The sequence below is a fragment of the Frigoribacterium sp. AC394 genome, assembly GCF_979258095.1.
The window spans coordinates 2,687,117-2,704,845 of sequence record NZ_OZ409834.1 but is presented as its reverse complement, the minus strand read 5'-3'; the positions used below and the strand labels follow the sequence as shown (position 1 = coordinate 2,704,845).

Below are 17,729 nucleotides of genomic sequence, written 5' to 3'. Positions count from 1 at the left end.
TGGCCCGATGACGACCCCGCCCGAGCGCGCCTCCGACGCGCTCGTCGAGGCACGGGTCGACGGTCGGGACGCCGAGGAGGCGCGGGTCGACTCCCTCACGCCCGCTCACGCCGCCTCGTCGACGCACCAGGGCACGCCCGCGATGACCCGTCTCGACGCCTGGTGGGGTCGACTGCTCTCGACCCCCGCGCGTCGTCGGGCCTGGGCGTGGGGCGGCCCGATCGCCGTCACCCTGCTCGCGGCGGTGCTGCGGCTCTGGCACCTCGGCCGGCCCGGCTCGCTGGTCTTCGACGAGACCTACTACGTCAAAGACGCCTGGACGCTGCACAACCTCGGCTACGAGGCCGCCTGGCCCGCCGACTACGACGCCACGTTCGCCGCGGGCGGCGCCGACGGCTTCACGACCGACCCGTCGTTCGTGGCCCATCCGCCGCTCGGCAAATGGCTGATCAGCCTGGGTATGGCGGCGCTCGGCCCGGACGACCCGGCGGGCTGGCGACTCAGCACGGCCGTCGTCGGGATCCTCGCCGTCGCGCTCGTCGCCGTGATCGGCTCGCTCCTGCTGCGCTCGACCCTCGTCGGCACCCTCGCCGGGTTCCTGCTCGCCATCGACGGGCACGCGATCGTCATGTCGCGGGTGTCGCTGCTCGACAACTTCGTGATGTTCTTCGGCCTGCTGGCGTTCGGAGCGGTGCTGCTCGACCGGCGCTGGACGTCGCGCCGACTCGACGACTGGGTGACGAGGAGGCGCGGCGCCGGTCGCGACCTCGCCTGGGGCCCGGCGATCTGGTCGCGCCCGTGGCTGCTCGCCGCCGGGCTGCTCTGCGGTCTCGCGACCGGGGTCAAGTGGAACGGCCTCTACTTCCTGGCCGTCTTCGCCGTGTACACCGTGGTCGTCGACGTGCTGGCCCGCCGTCGTGCGGGGGTCGAGTTCTGGCTGACGGGCACCCTGTGGAAGCAGGCCCCCGTGAGCTTCCTCCTGACGGTGCCGATCGCCCTCGTCGCGTACGTCGCCACCTGGACGGGCTGGTTCGTCACCGGCGGCGGCTACTACCGCAGCTGGGTCGAGGAGGGCGGGCAGCGCTGGACGGGCGCGCTCGCGTGGGTCCCCGACGTGGTTCAGAACTTCTGGCACTACGAGGCCGGCGTCTACGCCTTCAACGTCGGGCTCGCCACTCCGCACTCGTATCAGGCGAACCCGTTCACCTGGCTGCTGATGCTGCGGCCGACGAGCATGTACTACCAGGGGTTCGACCAGGGTCAGGGCGGCTGCGAGGTCGCGCGCTGCGGCGAGGCGATCACCTCCGTGGCGAACCCGGTCATCTGGTACGCGGCCGTGGCGGCCTGCCTCTACCTGGTCTACCGGGTCGTCCGCCATCGCGAGTGGCGCTACGGGGCGATCCTCGTCGGCGTCGCGGCCGGCTACCTGCCCTGGCTGGCCTTCTCCGACCGCACGGTCTTCCAGTTCTACACGATCGCGTTCGAGCCCTACCTCGTGCTCGGGCTCGCCGCGGTTATCGGCATCATCCTCGGGCGGCGCACCGATCACATCGACCGCCGGCGCAGCGGCATCGCCGTGACGGCCATCGTGCTCGTGGCCGCCGTGGCGGCGACCGTCTTCTTCTACCCGCTGTGGACGGCGCAGCTGGCCGACTGGGAGTTCATCCGCATCCACTACTGGATCCCCAGCTGGAAGTGACACCGCGCCTCCTCGGCTCAGGAGGCGCGGGTCGGCCTGCATCCGTCGCCCGGCGACCGGGACGCTACAGCCGAAGGGCCAGCGCGTTCGCCGTCAGCCCGGCGGCGGTGCCGCAGAGCACCACGGTGTCGCCCGGCCCGACCCGACCGTCGTCGAGGCAGCGCGCCAACGTGTACGGCACCGAGGCGGAGACCATGTTCCCGTACTCGGCGACCGCGTCGACGAACGAGCCGACGGGCATGCCGAGACGTCGCATCGCGATGCCGAGGGCCCCGCTGGCCTGGTGGGGCACGACGAGGTCGACGTCGTCGATCGTGAGCCCGGAACGCTCCCAGAAGCGCTCGAAGAACCCGGGCAGCACGGTCAGCATGCCGCGGAGCGCTCGACGGCCGTCCATGTCGAAGAGGTAGTCGGCCGGATCCCCGCCGGCGTAGGCGCTCGAGGGGTGCCGCGAGAGACCACCGCGCAGCTCGGTGTCGTGGGCGTGCGCGGGCCAGGTCTGCTGCAGAGTCGCGAGGACCCCCTGCCCCGGGTGGTCGCTCCGGGTCAGCACGACCGCGGCGGCCGCGTCCGAGAACAGCTCGTGACTCTCGCGCTGGGCCGGGTCGAGGAACCGGCTGCCGACATCGCCCGAGACGACGAGCACGTGCTCGTGGTCGCCGTCGGCGAGGTACCGGGAGGCGACGTCGAGCGCGGTGATGAAGCTCGTGCACGTCGAGTTGACGTCGAACGCCGCCGCCCGGGCGCCCGGCGCGACCCGCTCCATCACGAGCGCCGCCGTGCACGGGATCGGCTGCACCCCGGCCGCGCAGGCCGCGATGACGCAGTCGAGGTCGTCGGGCGCGAGTCCGGCGCTCGCGAGCGCGCGCTCGGCCGCCGTCTGCAGCATGTCGAGCTGCGAGACGTCGTCGTCGATCCGGTAGCGGGTCTGGGTGCCGAAGCGGACGACGCGGTCGGGCAGCCACGTGCCCCAGCCGGCGATCTTGAGCGTCTTCACGGGCATCACTCGCCACCTCGTCGGTCGTGCGGGTCGTGCGGGTCGGGCGACTCGCTCGGGTCTCGCGGCTCGTGCGGGTCGTGCGGGGCGAGCAGATCGACCCCGAGCGGATGCCGGTCGTGACTGAACAGGAGGCGCACCCCGGCCCGTTCGGCCGCGAGCAGCCGGGCGGCGGTCGCGGTCTGGGCGTCGAGATCGTGCGCGACCAGGCGGGGCAGGCGGCGCATCCGGGGCTCCTGCCCGAGGAGGTCGCGCCCCCAGGCGGCGTCCCCGGCGAGCAGCACCCGCTGCTCGACCAGGGCGCCGAGGTGCCCGTCGGCATGACCGGGGAGGTCGACGAGCTCGTACGACCCGTCGCCGAAGAGGTCGTGCGTCCGCAGCCCGTGCGGCCCGGTCTCGAAGTCGGAGACGACCAGCAGTCGGGCGTCGGGCCACCACGACGGCAGCAGGCGCCGCAGCACGCCGTCGCGCGGTCGGGGCGCCGTGAGCGTCCGTCGCAGACCCTCGCCGAGCACGACGGTCGCGCCGGGGAACGCCCCGAGGCCCCCGAGGTGGTCGGGGTGCAGGTGCGAGAGCACCACGTGGGTCACCTCGGCGGGGTCGATCTGCTCGGCGATCGTCGCCCCCGGGGGCACCCGGGGCGGCAGCAGACGGCGGTAGGCCCACGCGGCGGCGCCGGCGCGCCAGGGCAGGGCGGCGTAGCCCGTGTCGAAGAGCACCCGCCGGTCGCCGGACGTCCAGAGGAAGGCGCCCGACGGGAACACCCGGCGCTCGCGGCGGTGACCGCGCACCAGCCGGCCGAGGTCGTGCGAGGTGTCGCCGCAGGCGAAGCACTCGAGGCGCGACGAGGCCGCCCGGTCAGACACGGGCGCCGCGATCGCCCGCGTAGCCCGCGAGACTCTCGTCGAGCGACACCACGGGTTCGTAGCCGAGCAGCTCGCGGGCCTTCGAGATGTCGAGCGTCTGCGAGTGCGCGATGGTGGTGATCGTGTAGCGCGTCATCGGGGGCTCCGGCCGCCCGGGCAGGGCGCCGCAGACGACCTCGAGCAGACCGGCGAGCGCGTAGGCGGCACGCGCCGGGACCCGCCGGGGCCGGAGCGGCAGCCCGAGCCCGGTCAGCAGCTGCTCGAGCAGCTCGCCGAACGGGCGCGGGTCGCCGTTGGTGATGTTGAAGACCTCGCCGGCCGCGCGGGGCTCCGTCGCCGCGAGCCGCACGGCGAGCGCCACGTTCTCGACCGACGTGAGATCGACGAGCCCGCGACCGCCGCGCAGCAGGGGCACCCCGACCCGGGAGTGGACCCGCAGGAGGCGCGGCACGAGACTCGGATCCCCGGGCCCGACGATGCCACGGGGGCGGAGCACGACGACCTCGGGCGCGTCCGACCCGGCCACCGCCTCCTGCAGGAGGGCCTCGGCCTGCAGCTTCGAGCGGATGTAGTGGTTCATGGGGCGGCGCGGGTCGACCTCGTGCTCGCGGATGCCGACCCGGTCCCGCGGTGCCGCGTATATGCCCGGCGACGACACGTGGACGATGCGGCGAGCACCGACGCGACGGGCGTAGTCGAGCACCCGGGCGGTGCCGTCGACGTTGGCGTGCCCGAACTCGGACCAGCGACCCCACGGCGACGACAGCGCCGCGCAGTGCACGACCACGTCGGCGGGCACGTCGGCCCGCCCGAGGTCGTCGAGGTCGCCCACGAAGACGGGGCCGCCCGGGGGCAGCGCGTCGGCGCGGCGACCCGCTGCGACGACCCGCCACCCGTGCGCGCGGAGGTCTCGAACGACGTGCCCGCCGAGGAACCCGCTCGCACCCGTCACCAACGCCGTCTCCCCCATGACGCGATCCTAGGGCCAGGTGGACGGACGGGTCTCCCCCCGCGCTCCCTATGATCGACGCGTGCACATCGCCCTCGTCACGGACTACTACGCCCCGACGCTCGGCGGCGTCCAGACCGCGGTGCGGGCCCTCGCCGAGTCGCTCCGTGCCGCCGGTCACGGGGCGACCGTCTTCTGCCCGCTCGCCGGCCCGTCGCCCGACGAGGGGGTGGTGGCCCTGCCCGTCTCGGGGTCGTTCCGCCCCGACGGCTATCCGTTCGCCTGGTCGCCCCGTCGCGTGACGGCCGCGCTGCGCGACGAGTTCGCCCGTCGCGGCGTCGACGTGGTGCACACCCACTCCGAGATGTTCGCGGCGCTCGGCGGCATCCGCGCGGCCGGCGACCTGGGCCTCCCCGTCGTGCACACGATGCACGGCCGCGTCGACGTCTACACGGCGTCGACCCTGCCCCTGCCCGGTGTCACGACCGCCCTGCTCGCCCGCCTGCACGCGCGGCAGGTCAGCCACGCCGGTCTCCGCGTCGAGGGAGGCACCCCCTACACGGCGACCGCCACCGCCCGACGGATGTGGCGACTCATGCTGGCGCAGTCGCGGGCCAGCGACCACGTCGTCGTCCCGTCGTCGCACTTCGCCCGCAAGCTCGCCGACCAGGGCGTCCGGACGCCGATGACGGTGGTGTCCAACGGCCTCGAGGAGGCGGTGGCCGCGACCGCCGGCACCGCGCCTCCTCGGCGACTGGCCGACGGGGAGACCCTGCGCGTCGTCTGGGTCGGCAGGCTCTCGCCCGAGAAGCGCCCCGAGGTGCTGCTCGCGGCCGCGCGGGAGTTCGGGCCGCGGGTGTCGGTCGACGTCTACGGCGACGGCGGTGCGCGCCGGTCGCTCGAGCGGGCGGGCGCCCCGGTGACGTTCCACGGCGCGGTGACGCATGCGAGCGTGCTCGAGGCGATGCGGTCGAGTCATGTGCTCGTCTCGAGCTCGTACGACTTCGACAACCAGCCGATGGTCGCGCTCGAGGCGACCGCGACCGGCCTCCCCGTGGTCTACTGCGACCCCGATCTCGCCGAGGTCGTGCCCGACGGCGGAGGGTTCCTCACGCCGACGCCCGACGCCGCGGGGCTCGTCGCGACCATCGCGCGCCTCCTCGGCGACCCGGGGCTGCTGACGAGCGCCAGCGAGGCCCAGCTGCGCGCCGGTCCGGTGGTCGCGCAGAGCGCCGAGCCGATGCTCGAGGTGTACCGGTCGGTGCTCGGGTCGCGCTGAGGGGCCGCGTCGCCCCGGCGCCTCGACCCCTCCCCAGGGCAGGAGGCGCGGGTCGGCATGTGTAGTTCTGTTACCTCCCCGGTCGCCCCGTGACGACCAGCGGCTAGCGTTGGCGCATGGCAGATCGTGAGTACGGCTTCCGCACGCGGGCGATCCACGCGGGCAACATCCCCGATGCGGTGACGGGCTCGCGGGCCCTCCCCATCTACCAGTCGAGCGCGTTCGTGTTCGACGACACGGAGGACGCCGCGGCGCGGTTCGCCCTGCAGAAGTACGGCAACATCTACAGCCGTCTCGCGAACCCGACCACCGCCTCCTTCGAAGAGCGCATCGCCAGCCTCGAGGGCGGCCTGGGCGCCGTCGCCACGTCGAGCGGACTCAGCGCGCAGTTCATCACCTTCGCCTCGCTCGCCGGGGCCGGCGACCACATCGTCGCGAGCGCGAACCTCTACGGGGGCTCGATCACCCAGCTCGACGTGACCCTCCGCCGGTTCGGCGTCGAGACGACGTTCGTGCAGTCGAGCGACCCGGCCGACTACGCCGCCGCGATCCGTCCCGAGACGAAGCTCGTGTTCGTCGAGACGGTCGCGAACCCGTCGGGCGAGATCGCCGACCTCGAGGGTCTCGCCGAGGTCGCGCACGCGGCCGGCGTGCCGCTGATCGTCGACTCGACCATCTCGACCCCGTACCTGAACCGCCCCATCGAGTGGGGCGCCGACGTCGTCATCCACTCGGCGACGAAGTTCCTCGGCGGGCACGGCACCACGCTCGGCGGCGTCGTCGTCGAGTCGGGGCGCTTCGCGTGGGACACCGAGCGGTTCCCGTTGTTCGATCAGCCCGTGCCGAGCTACGGCGGGCTGAACTGGTCGGGCAACTTCGGCGAGTACGCGTTCCTGACCCGCCTCCGCGCCGAGCAGCTGCGCGACATCGGCCCCGCCCTCGCACCGCACTCGGCCTGGCTGCTCGCCCAGGGCGTCGAGACCCTGCCGTTCCGGATGCGCGCCCACGTCGAGAACGCCCGTCACGTCGCCGAGTGGCTCGACGCCGACCCGCGCATCGAGCGGGTGCGCTGGGCCGGTCTGCCCGATCACCCGCACCACGACCGGGCGGCGAAGTACCTGCCGGAGGGGCCCGGCTCGGTGTTCACCTTCGAGCTCAAGGGCGGGCGCGCCGCCGGGCGGACCTTCATCGAGTCGGTCGAGCTGGCCAGCCACCTCGCCAACATCGGCGACGCGAAGACCCTCGTCATCCACCCGGGCTCGACCACGCACGCCCAGCTGAGCGAGCAGCAGCTCGTCGACGCGGGGGTGCTGCCGGGGTCGGTGCGCATCAGCGTCGGCATCGAAGACCCGGACGACATCGTCCACGACCTCGACCAGGCGCTCAGCGCCGCGACGAAGGGCGAGTGACCCGCCATGACCTCAGCACCCACCGCCGAGACCGTCACCACGCAGCTGACCAACGGCCTGACCTGCGAGCTGCCGGCGTCGTCGCCTCTGGCGAAGCTCCTGAAGTCGCAGCGGACCTGGGTCGGGCCGGGGGCGCGTGAGCGTCAGGCGATCCTCCGCGGGGCGTCGAGCGTCGCCATCGTCGGGGCGTCGCCGAACCCCGCGCGCTCGAGCTACTTCGTCGGCACCTACCTGCAGCAGTCGAGCGACCTGCGGGTGTACTTCGTCAACCCGAACGCCGACACGATCCTCGGGCAGAAGGCCTACCCCGACCTCGCGTCGCTGCCCGAGGTGCCCGACATCGTCGACGTGTTCCGCAAGGCGAGCGACATCCCCTCGGTCGTCGACGACGTGCTCGCGAGCGGCGCGAAGACGATCTGGGTGCAGCTCGGCATCTACAACGAGGAGGCCGCGCGCTACGCCGAGGAGCAGGGGCTGACCGTCGTCATGGACCGCTGCATCAAGGTCGAGCACGCGCGGTTCCACGGCGGGCTCAACCTCATGGGCTTCGACACCGGCGTCATCTCGGCCAAGAAGACCGGCCGCTGACGCGCCGGGCGGGCGGGCGGCGCGTGACGCCGTGTTGCCCGCCTCCTGCCGGATGTCGGTCGTGGTGGCTACCGTGGGGGCCATGCCTCCCGTGCTGACCTCCCCTCTCGTCTCGACCCAGTGGCTCGCCGACCACCTGGGCGCCGACGACATGGTCGTGGTCGACACCACCGTCCGACCCGTGGCGGGTGTCGACGGCACCCCGACGGGCCGCTACATCACGGGTCGCGAGGGTCACCGGGCCGGGCACGTGCCCGGTGCCGTGTTCGCCGACCTCATCCGCGACTTCAGCGACGCCGACGCGCATCTGCCGTTCACCCGCCCCGGCCGGTCGCGCTTCGAAGACGCCGCCGGCGCGCTCGGCATCTCGAACGAGACGACCGTGGTCGTCTACGACGACGCGCACAGCGAGTGGGCCTGCCGTCTCTGGTGGCTCTTCCGGGCGTACGGGTACGACGACGTGGCGGTGCTCGACGGCGGCGCCTCCGTCTGGCGCGACGAGCGGCGGCCCGTCGAGCGCGGGCACGTCGAGCCCGAGCCCGCGCTGTTCGAGGCGAGCGAGCGACCCGATCTCTGGGTCGACAAGGCGTTCGTCGAGCGCGTGGTGGCCGGCGACGAGAAGGCGGCGCTCGTCTGCGCATCACCGGCGGCCGAGTTCGCCGGTGCCGAGGGGCGGCGCCCGCGACTCGGGCACATCCCCACGAGCGTCTCCGTGCCGGTCGACCGCGTCGTCGACGCCGACCGCCAGTTCCGCCCCGAACGCGTCATCGAAACCGTGTTCGCCCCGGTGGCGAGCGCCGAGCGTGTCGTCGTCTACTGCGGGGCCGGCATCGACGCGAGCGCCGACGCCTTCGCGCTGACGCTGATCGGCGAGCGCAACGTCGCCCTGTACGACGGTTCGCTGAACGAGTGGTCGGCCGACGCCGACACCCCGCTCGAGTCGCTCGCCGCCTGACGCGGCCCGCGACCCGGTGCTCGACCGATCGGGCGCACATGTCGCGCGCACCTCCACGGCGTACGGTGCCGCGCATGCACGATGACGAGCACGACACCCAGCCCAACGGCGCCCAGCCCGGCGCCGACCAAGCCAGCGCCGACCAGCCCAGCGACACGCAGGCCGGCGACTCGAGCAGCGACTCGACCGGCAGCACGTCGCCGGCCGCCGACGGCACGACGGAGAATGACGACCCGACGGCGGACTTCCCGCGCAGCGAGAAGACGACGGCCGAGATGCAGCGGTCGGCCACGGCCGACTCCCCCGCCGTCGACGACGACACCGACCTCGACGCGATCAAGAGCCTCCCCGGCGAGGGCGGACCGGACGACGTCGGCGACATCGAGGTCGACCCGGCCGATCTGAATCTCTCGGGCGACTCGATCCCCGGTCACCCCAAGCCCGGCCCGCCGAAACCGCGCCCGTAGGGAACCCTCCTCAGCGACAGCCGCAGCGGCAACAGCAGCCGCGGCCGCACCGTCAAGGCCCCTGATCGCGACGTGCCCGAGACACCGCCGAACACGACGGGCCCCGGGCACGTCGCGTTCTGTCAGGCCTGTGCGAGTTCGCGGTCGAGCGATGCGACGTCGGTCACGGGCAGCCGGCAGACGAAGTCGCGGCAGACGTAGGCCGTCGCGAACGCCGTCTCGGACGCGGGCCCGGGTGTCGAGCGGCGCCCGGCGAAGAGCTCGAACCCGGCCTCGGCGAGGGCCCGTGCCGTCGAGTCGTCGACGACGGCCACCACGAGCCCGGGTGCGACCTCGCTCCTGACCCGCGCCGCGAGTGCGCGTACCTCCGTGCCGGCACCCGTATCGGCAGCCGCGTCGGGCACCACGACCACGACCTGCGTCGCCCCCGCGGCGAGGTCGGCCAGCAGGCCGAACGTCGTGCCGTACGCCGACGGCGAGTCGACGGCAGCGGCGGCGGCGGCGGCCAGCGCGAGCTCCGCGGCGGTCCAGTAGCGCGCCTCCCCGGTGAGGCGATGCAGGGTCGACGCCGCCGTCGCGAGCGACGCGACACCCGAGGGGTACGCGCCCTCCGACGGGTCGGTCACGAGCGCCGTCCCCTGCGCCTGCAGCACGGGGTCGCCCCCGCCGGGAGCCGCGAAGACCGGGCGCCCGGCACCCTCCGCACCCGCGCCTCCTCCGCCACCCCGCCCCGCGTCGAGGCACAGGTCGACGAGACGTCGCGCCTCGACGGCGTAGCGCGGCTCCCCGGTCGCGAGGGCGAGCTGCAGCAGACCCTCGGCGAGCATCCCGTAGTCCTCGAGGGCGGCCGAGGCGCTCGACACCCCGGACGACGTGGAGGCGCGCAGCAGTCGCCCCTCCGCCGTGACGTGCTCGGCGAGCAGCAGGTCGGCCGCTCCGCGTGCGGCGGCGATCCACTCGGGGTGGTCGAGTCGCCACCCCGCCTCCGCCAACGCGGCGACGGCGAGACCGTTCCAGCCGGTGAGGACCTTGTCGTCGACGGGCGGCGCCTCGTGCCGCGCCCGCCCGTCCGCGTCGAGCAGGTAGTAGCCGCCCTCGACGCGGCGGCCGTCGATCGTGCTCTCGCTGTCCTGCGCCGACCCGAAGCCGCCGCGCGCGGTGCGCAGCCGCTCGAGCAGGAACGCCGCGACCCCCTCGGCCACCTCGCGCGAACCGATGCCCGCCGCGGCACCGGCAGCACCCGCCGCAGCACCTGTACCTGCGTCGCGGGACCCGGCGCCGCCCTCGAGCACCGCCGCCCGCGAGTACGCCGTCAGCAGCAGCGCGTTGTCGTAGAGCATCCGCTCGTAGTGCGGGTCGGCCCAGTCGTGTCGCGTCGAGTACCGGAAGAACCCGCCCTCGACGGCGTCGCGGAGGGGCGATGCCGCCATGGCCCGCAGCGTGCGCGACGCGAGTCCCGCGGCCGCCGGGTCTCCCCCGGCCCCGAGCGTCAGCAGCGCGAGCTGCAGCGGCGCGGTGGGGAACTTCGGCGCCCCGCCCAGCCCGCCGTGCTCGGTGTCCTCGAACGGGACGAGCCGACCGGCCGCCGCCCGCAGGGCCTCCGTCGTGGGCAGTGCGATCGACGCCGGCCCCGCGGTCGGCGAGACGACCCCGTCGACGACCGCAGGAGGCGCGGCTCGGCCGACCAGCGCCTCCTGGACCGCCCGGCCGGTCGCCTCCACCTCGCCGCGCCGCTCGCGCCACGCCTCGGTGACCGCGTCGAGCACCTGGCCGAACGCCGGATGCTCGCCGACCGGGGTCGGCGGGTAGTACGTGCCCGCGTAGAAGACGCGCCCCTCGGGGGTCGCGAAGGCGGTGAGCGGCCAGCCGAGACTCGGGGTGAACGCCGACGCGGCGGCGAGATAGCTCGAGTCGACGTCGGGGTGCTCCTCGCGATCGACCTTGACCGCGACGAACCGGTCGTTCAGCGCCGCGGCCAGCACGGGGTCCGAGAAGCTCTCGCGCGCCATCACATGGCACCAGTGGCAGGTCGAGTAGCCGATCGAGACGAGCACGGGCACGTCGCGACGGTCGGCCTCGGCGAAGGCCTCGGGCCCCCACGGACGCCAGTCGACGGGGTTCTCGGCGTGCGAGCGGAGGTACGGGCTGACGGCGTCGGCGAGGCGGTTGGTCATGCCGCCCACGGTAGGCGGCGGCGACGTCCCGTGGTTCAGCCGCGGGGCGGCACGTCGCGCAGTTCGACCCCGTCGTAGTGGCTCAGCGGCCTGATCAGCGAGTTCGCCTCGCGCTGCTCGATCACGTGGGCGCTCCAGCCGAGCACGCGTGCGGCGACGAACAGCGGCGTGAACACCGACGTGTCGAAGCCCATCAGGTGGTAGGCCAGCCCCGACGGGTAGTCGACGTTCGGCTTCAGGTCCTTCCGCTCGAGGACTCCGGCGGCGAGCGCCTCGTAGGTCGCGGCGAGATCGCCGACGCGGTCGTCTCCGGAGGCGCGGGCCCGGTCGACGAGGCCGGCCAGCGCCTCCTCCATGGTCGGCACCCGGCTGTCGCCGTTCTTGTACACCCGGTGACCGAAGCCCATGATCTTCTCGTGCCGGGCGAACGCCCCGTCGAGCCAGGCGCCCGCACCCGCGGCGCCCCCGTCGTCGGTCACCCGGGCCAGCAGCTCGAGGGCCGCCTCGTTCGCGCCGCCGTGCAGCGGCCCCTTCAGGGCGCCGATGGCGCCGACCACCGACGAGTGCAGATCGGAGAGCGTCGAGGCGATCACCCGCGCCGTGAACGTCGAGGCGTTGAACGAGTGCTCGGCGTAGAGCACCATCGACGTGTCGAAGGCGTCGACGTCGAGCGGGTCGGCCTCGCGTCCGAACACCTGGTGGAGGAAGTCGGCGCTGTAGCCGAGGTCGTCGCGCGGGGCGATCGGGGGCAGATCGTGGCGGCGGCGCTGGTCGTAGGCGATGACGGCGGGCAGCACGGCGAACAGGCGGGTGGCGAGTCGACGCGTCGCGGCGGCCTCGTACTCGCCCGGCGCGGTGCTCGGCTCGGGCTGGGCCGCGCCGAGCGCGCTGACGGCCGTGCGGACGACGTCCATCGGGTGCGCCGACGTGGGGATGAGATCGATGACGTGCAGGAGGCCCGGCGCCAGCGGGCGGGCGGCCCGCAGCTCGGCGTCGAAGGCGGCCCGTTCGGCGGCGGTCGGCAGTTCGCCGTGCAGCAGCAGGTAGGCGACGTCCTCGATGTCGCGCTCGGCGGCGAGCTGCTGCACGGGGTACCCCCGGTAGAGCAGCGAGTTGCTCGCCGCGTCGACCTTCGAGACCGCGGTGCGATCGACGACGACGCCGGCCAGCCCCTTGTGCAGCTCGACGGGCGGGTCGGTCGTGATGGTGTCGGTCATGGTCACTCCTTCGTGATCGGGTGTGCGTGCGAGGCGCGGTCAGCGCTCCACGGTGAAGTCGAAGACGTCCGAGTCGAACGCCGAGTAGCCCCGGTAGTCGATCAGGTCGTAGAGATCGGTGCGGTGCTGCATGGAGTCGAGCAGCGCCTCCTGGGTCCCCGCCGAGTCGATCTCGTCGAGCCCACGGGCCGCCGCGCCCATGGCGAGCCGCAGCAGCGTCACGGGGTAGATGACGATCCGCACGCCGGCGTCGCGGAGCTCGTCGGCCGTGTGCAGGCGTCCTTTGCCGAACTCCGTCATGTTGGCCAGCACGGGCACGTCCACGGCCCGGGCGATCGCCTCGAACTCGTCGAGACCGGTCATCGCCTCGGGGAACACCGCGTCGGCGCCCGCGTCGACGAGCGCCTTCGCCCGGTCGACGGCCGCCGCCAGCCCGTCGATCGCCCGGACGTCGGTGCGCGCCATGATCAGCAGATCGGGGTCGCGTCGCCCGTCGGCCGCGGCACGGATCCGCTTCAGCGCCGTGTCGAGGTCGACCACCGCCTTGCCGTCGAGATGACCGCAGCGCTTGGGGTTGACCTGATCCTCGATGTGCAGACCGGCGACCCCGGCGTCCTCCATCGTCTGCACGGTGCGGGCGACGTTCATCGGCTCGCCGAAGCCCGTGTCGGCGTCGACGAGGGTCGGCAGATCGGTCATCCGGGCGATCTGGTGCGCCCGCTGGGCCACCTCGGTCAGGGTCGTGAGGCCGATGTCGGGCAGCCCCAGATCGGCGCTGACGACGGCCCCCGAGACGTAGACGCCCTCGAAGCCCCTCTGCTCGATCAGGCGGGCGCTCAGCGGGTTGAAGGCGCCGGGGAGGCGCAGCAGCTCGTCGGTGTCGTCGAGTCGCGCCCGGAGGCGGCGGCGCTTCTCGGCCGGGGTCAGCGTCGAGTACAGCATCAGAGGGACTCCAGCATCAGATCGTCTCCGGCATCAGAACAGCCCGTCGGGCAGGGCCTCGTCGGCCGATCGGAGCGACCCGGGAGGCGCAGCGAGGGTGAGGGCCTGCAGCTCGCCGGCCCGCAGCTCGGGGAGGCGCTGCGCCACGTCGAGGAACCTCTCGATCTCGGCCGGGTCGAGCACCCCGTCGGCGAGGGTGCGGAACTTCCGCACGTAGTCGTCGCGACCGAAGGGCCGGGCGCCGAGCGGGTGGGCGTCCGCGACGGCGATCTCGTCGACGAGACGGCGGCCGTCGACGAACGTGACCTCGAGGCGACCGCCGAAGGCCTTCTTGGCCGGGTCGATCGAGTGGTACCGACGGGTCCACTCCGCGTCCTCCGCGGTGGTGATGCGACGCCAGAGGGCGACCGTGTCGGGGCGCGCGGCGCGCTCGGGCGCGTAGCTGCGCTCGTGGTGCCACTCGCCGTCCTGGAGGGCGACGGCGACGATGTAGGGGATCGAGTGGTCGAGCGTCTCGCGGCTGGCGGTCGGGTCGTACTTCTGCGGATCACCCGCGCCCGAGCCGATCACGACGTGCGTGTGGTGACTGGTGTGCAGCACGATCGACTCGACGGCCGCGGGGTCGCGCAGCTCGGGGTGCTCGCGACCGAGGCGGCGGGCCAGGTCGATCCAGGCCTGCGCCTGGTACTCGGCGCTGTGCTCCTTCGTGTAGCTGTCGAGGATGGCGCGCTTCGACTCGCCGGGGCCGGGCAGCGGCACCCGGTAGTGCGCGTCGGGGCCGTCGAGCAGCCAGGCGATGACGCCGTCCTCGCCCTCGTAGATCGGGCTGGGGCTCGTCTGCCCGCGCAGCGCCCGGTCGACGGCCTCGACGGCCTGCTTGCCGGCGAACGCCGGGGCGTAGGCCTTCCAGGTCGAGATGAGGCCCTTGCGCGACTGACGCGTCGCCGTGGTGGTGTGCAGGGCCTGGGCGATCGCCTGAGCCGTCGTCTCGGCGTCCAGGCCGAGCAGCGCGCCGATGCCGCCCGCGGCGCTCGGGCCGAGGTGGGCGACGTGGTCGATCTTGTGGGCGTGCAGGCTGATCGCCTTGACGAGGTCGATCTGCAGCTCGTAGCCGGCGGCGAGACCGCGCACCAGCTGCTCGCCGGTCGCGCCGACGTGCTGGGCCACGGCGAGCACCGGCGGGATGTTGTCGCCCGGGTGCGAGTACTCGGAGGCGAGGAACGTGTCGTGGAAGTCGAGCTCGCGCACGGCGACGCCGTTCGCCCATGCGGCCCACTCGGGCTGCACGCGGGTCGCCGGGTCGAGGCCGACGACGGTGGCGCCCTCGCGACCGCGACCGTCGGTGCCCGGTCGACCCGCGCCTCCTCGGCGGTCGGCGGCGGTCTGCAGGCGCGCCGCTGCCTGCGCTCGGGCGGCCGCGACCGGCGCCCGGCCGAGGCTGGCGGCCGAGACGGCGGCGTTGTCGATGACCCGGTTGACGACCATGTCGACGACGTCGGCGTCGACGGCCACGGGGTCGAGGGCGACTGCGGCCAGCTTCGCGGCCAGCTCGTCGGCCCGGGCGAGCGGGTCGTCGGAACGGTGGACGTGCACGTCGTTGAGCATCACGCCCTCGACTCTAGGCGCGACGGGCCGAATCGCGCGACGGCCGTCGCCCCCAGGAGGCGCGGGTCGCCCTCAGGAGGCACGGGTCGGCTCGCGAGGCGCCGGTCGTCCTCACGAGGCGCGGGTCGGCTCCGCCACGCCGAACCGCTCGACGAGCGCCCGTTTGAGGATCTTGCCGCTCGGGCCGAGCGGCAGGGAGTCGACGATGTGCACCACGCGCGGGAACTTGTACGCCGCGATCGCGTCGGACACGAAGGTGACGAGCTCGGCGGGCTCGACCGTGGCGCCCTCACGCAGGACGACGGCCGCCTCGATCTCCTGACCGTGCATCTCGTGCGGCACGCCGAAGACCGCGGCCATGGTCACGTCGGGGTGCTTGGCCAGCACCTCCTCGACCTGGCGGGGGTACACGTTGTACCCGTTGCGGATGATCATGTCCTTCGTGCGGTCGACGATGGTGAGGTAGCCGTCGTCGTCCTTGGTGCCGAGGTCGCCGGTGCGGAACCAGCCGTCGACGACCGCCTCGGCGGTGTCCTCGGGCCGGTTCAGGTAGCCGTTCATCAGGTTGTGGCCGCGGATCACCAGCTCGCCGATCTCACCGTGCGGCAGCAGGGCGATCGAGTCGGTGACGGCGGGGTCGGCGATCTCGACGTCGACACCCCAGATCGGCGTGCCGATGGTGCCGGGCCGCGGGGTGCGGCCGACGTGGTTGAAGGTCGCGACGGGCGACGTCTCGGTCAGTCCGTACCCCTCGTGCAGCGGGGCGCCGAAGACCTGCTCGAACCGCTCGAGGACGGCCAGGGGCAGCGAGGCGCCGCCCGAGACGGCGTAGCGGAGGCGCGGTCTGCCCTCCGAGCGCGTGGCCGCGTCGAGCAGGGCCATGTACATCGTGGGGACGCCCATGAAGATCGCGCAGTCGTGCTCGACCATGGCGGCGAGGGCCGCGTCGCCGTCGAAGCGCGGCAGCATGACGATCGTCGCGCCGGCGCGCAGCCCGGTGTTCATGGTGCAGGTCTGACCGAAGGTGTGGAACAGCGGGAGCGCTCCGAGCAGCACGTCGCCGCGTCGCATGTCGAAGGTGCTCATCAGGTTCGTGTTGACCTGCTCGATCAGGGCGAAGTGCGACCCCTCGGCGCCCTTCGGCTGGCCGGTCGTGCCGCTCGTGTAGAGGATCGTCGCGGTGTCGAACGGGTCGCGGGGCACGTACGTGTCGAGGGGCTCGGCGGCGTCTGCGAGCGCCTCGAGCCGGTCGTGCCCGGTGCCGTGCGGGTCGACGGAGGTGTCGGGGGCGAGCACCGTGACGACGTCGACGCCGGCCAGCGAGGCGCCGGCGGCGCCCTCGCCGAGCAGCGGGGCCGCGCAGACGAGGATGGTGGCGCCGCTGTCGCGCAGCACGTACTCGATCTCCTGCCGTTTGAGCAGCGCGTGGACGGGCACCGCGACGGCGCCGAGGGCGAGCGTCGCGTAGTAGACGCGGGGGAAGTCGGCGACGTTGGGCACGAGCATGGCGACGCGGTCGCCCTCGTGCACGCCCTTGGCGCGGAGTGCGCCCGCGTAGGCGAGGGTCTGCTGCCAGAGCTGGGCGTAGGAGGTGCGCTCGGCTCCCACGATGACCGCGATGTCGTCGGCGAATCGGGTGGCCGATTCGGCCAGGATCGCTGCGACCGACGCGGTCGCGCGAGAGGGGGTGCTCATGTTCGGGTGTTCTCCGTCTCCGTTGACGAGTAATGCTCGCAGGATAGTACGCCGCCTCGCCAGACCCCCACCCGGGGTCCATCGACCCGCGCCTCAGTCGAAGCTCCCGCCCCCGTCGGCGTCGGGCGACCACGGGCTGCGGCCGACGCCGCGTTCGCTGAGGTCGAGGCCGCCCGCCCCGGGCCGGGCCGCTCGGAGCGGACCGGACGTCGCGGGAGGCGGCGGCTCCACCGCCGTGCCACGACGGACACGGACGCGGTGCGCATGGAGGACCCAGCCGGGCTCCCGGTCGGCTTCGCCCTCTCGCCAGACGACGCGCCACTCGTCGACGGCCTGGTCTACGAGGTCGAGCCAGTCGTCGGCCAGGAGGTGGTACCGGGTCGGGCCGTCCTGGAGGACCCGCGTGAAGCCCGACTCGCGGAGGACGCCGAGGTGATGCGAGACGCTCGACCATCCTTCGCCGGTCGAGTCGTGGATCATCGTGGCGATGTCGCCGGACGATGCCGCGCCCCGGCACAGCAGTTCGAGGATGTCGTGTCGCACGGGGTCGGACAGGACGACGAACGGACTCACGTGGCGCGAGCGGCCGGCACGCGGGCTCACCGTACCTCCCCGACGACGTCGACCCGTTCGGCCGACCTGCCGAGCCGAGCCCGGCAGGGGCATCGCGCCCAACGGCTACTACGCACGCATGCGCAGCCCCCGCCCGTGTCAACGCAGGTCAGGAACGTCCACTCCCGCGCCCTATTACGCACGCATGCGCAGCCCGACCCCGCGTCCGCGCCCCAGCGAGCCAGGAGCGTCCACTCCCGCGTGCTATTACGACTGCATGCGCAGCCCCGCCCCACCCGCGTGTCGGAGTCGCAGCCCGATGGTCTCCCCCCGGG

The 17,729-nt window shown here is 73.4% G+C and carries 15 protein-coding genes; 6 read left to right on the top strand and 9 right to left on the bottom strand.

Annotated elements, in window-relative coordinates; all coding sequences use genetic code 11:
* Nucleotides 1–7 precede the first annotated feature (7 nt).
* Nucleotides 8–1,699, top strand: a complete 1,692-nt coding sequence (locus tag ACZZY9_RS12610; RefSeq protein WP_463464327.1) for a dolichyl-phosphate-mannose--protein mannosyltransferase — start codon at nucleotides 8–10, stop codon at nucleotides 1,697–1,699.
* Between the two features lie 64 nt (nucleotides 1,700–1,763).
* On the opposite strand, the gene ACZZY9_RS12605 is transcribed toward ACZZY9_RS12610, so the two are convergent.
* Genes ACZZY9_RS12605 through ACZZY9_RS12595 form a run of 3 tightly spaced genes read right to left on the bottom strand, consistent with a single transcriptional unit; the run spans nucleotide 1,764 to nucleotide 4,532 of the window.
* Entirely contained in the window at nucleotides 1,764–2,702 is a 939-nt protein-coding gene (locus tag ACZZY9_RS12605; RefSeq protein WP_463464326.1) for a 3-oxoacyl-ACP synthase III family protein, read from the bottom strand.
* Entirely contained in the window at nucleotides 2,702–3,562 is an 861-nt protein-coding gene (locus tag ACZZY9_RS12600; RefSeq protein ID WP_463464325.1) for an MBL fold metallo-hydrolase, read from the bottom strand. The genes ACZZY9_RS12605 and ACZZY9_RS12600 overlap by 1 nt, the downstream gene beginning before the upstream one ends.
* Entirely contained in the window at nucleotides 3,555–4,532 is a 978-nt protein-coding gene (locus tag ACZZY9_RS12595) for an NAD-dependent epimerase/dehydratase family protein (protein ID WP_463464324.1), read from the bottom strand. Before ACZZY9_RS12595 ends, ACZZY9_RS12600 begins: the two co-directional genes overlap by 8 nt.
* A gap of 61 nt (nucleotides 4,533–4,593) precedes the next feature.
* On the opposite strand from ACZZY9_RS12595, the gene ACZZY9_RS12590 reads away from it, so the two are divergent.
* From ACZZY9_RS12590 to ACZZY9_RS12570, 5 genes are all read left to right on the top strand, one after another.
* Nucleotides 4,594–5,790: a glycosyltransferase gene (locus tag ACZZY9_RS12590; protein WP_463464323.1), complete on the top strand. Its 1,197-nt coding sequence runs from the start codon at nucleotides 4,594–4,596 to the stop codon at nucleotides 5,788–5,790.
* Between the two features lie 116 nt (nucleotides 5,791–5,906).
* Complete coding sequence (locus tag ACZZY9_RS12585; protein ID WP_192059509.1) at nucleotides 5,907–7,199, top strand: O-acetylhomoserine aminocarboxypropyltransferase/cysteine synthase family protein; 1,293 nt, start codon at nucleotides 5,907–5,909, stop codon at nucleotides 7,197–7,199.
* A 6-nt stretch (nucleotides 7,200–7,205) separates the two neighbouring features.
* Nucleotides 7,206–7,787: a CoA-binding protein gene (locus ACZZY9_RS12580; RefSeq protein ID WP_192059506.1), complete on the top strand. Its 582-nt coding sequence runs from the start codon at nucleotides 7,206–7,208 to the stop codon at nucleotides 7,785–7,787.
* A gap of 82 nt (nucleotides 7,788–7,869) precedes the next feature.
* Nucleotides 7,870–8,742, top strand: coding sequence for a sulfurtransferase (locus ACZZY9_RS12575; RefSeq protein ID WP_463464322.1), 873 nt, complete (start codon nucleotides 7,870–7,872; stop codon nucleotides 8,740–8,742).
* A 74-nt stretch (nucleotides 8,743–8,816) separates the two neighbouring features.
* A complete protein-coding gene (locus ACZZY9_RS12570; RefSeq protein WP_463464321.1) occupies nucleotides 8,817–9,209 on the top strand; it encodes a hypothetical protein in 393 nt (130 codons plus the stop codon).
* Between the two features lie 122 nt (nucleotides 9,210–9,331).
* On the opposite strand, the gene ACZZY9_RS12565 is transcribed toward ACZZY9_RS12570, so the two are convergent.
* The 6 genes from ACZZY9_RS12565 to ACZZY9_RS12540 all read right to left on the bottom strand — a co-directional run bounded on the left by ACZZY9_RS12565 (nucleotide 9,332) and on the right by ACZZY9_RS12540 (nucleotide 17,445).
* Complete coding sequence (locus ACZZY9_RS12565) at nucleotides 9,332–11,383, bottom strand: thioredoxin domain-containing protein (protein WP_463464320.1); 2,052 nt, start codon at nucleotides 11,381–11,383, stop codon at nucleotides 9,332–9,334.
* A gap of 35 nt (nucleotides 11,384–11,418) precedes the next feature.
* The gene (locus tag ACZZY9_RS12560; RefSeq protein WP_463464319.1) at nucleotides 11,419–12,600 is read right to left on the bottom strand and encodes a bifunctional 2-methylcitrate synthase/citrate synthase; all 1,182 of its coding nucleotides are present in this window, start codon (nucleotides 12,598–12,600) and stop codon (nucleotides 11,419–11,421) included.
* A 39-nt stretch (nucleotides 12,601–12,639) separates the two neighbouring features.
* Complete coding sequence (gene prpB / locus ACZZY9_RS12555) at nucleotides 12,640–13,542, bottom strand: methylisocitrate lyase (RefSeq protein ID WP_463464318.1); 903 nt, start codon at nucleotides 13,540–13,542, stop codon at nucleotides 12,640–12,642.
* Between the two features lie 33 nt (nucleotides 13,543–13,575).
* Nucleotides 13,576–15,147 (bottom strand): MmgE/PrpD family protein, encoded by a 1,572-nt coding sequence (locus ACZZY9_RS12550; protein WP_463464680.1) that lies wholly within the window; start codon nucleotides 15,145–15,147, stop codon nucleotides 13,576–13,578.
* A gap of 111 nt (nucleotides 15,148–15,258) precedes the next feature.
* On the bottom strand, nucleotides 15,259–16,842 hold the full coding sequence (locus ACZZY9_RS12545) for a long-chain-fatty-acid--CoA ligase (protein ID WP_463464317.1): 1,584 nt from the start codon (nucleotides 16,840–16,842) through the stop codon (nucleotides 15,259–15,261).
* Between the two features lie 93 nt (nucleotides 16,843–16,935).
* Nucleotides 16,936–17,445 carry an ArsR/SmtB family transcription factor gene (locus ACZZY9_RS12540; RefSeq protein WP_463464316.1) on the bottom strand — a complete coding sequence of 170 codons (510 nt, stop codon included), beginning with the start codon at nucleotides 17,443–17,445 and terminating at the stop codon, nucleotides 16,936–16,938.
* Between the last annotated feature and the right edge of the window lie 284 nt (nucleotides 17,446–17,729).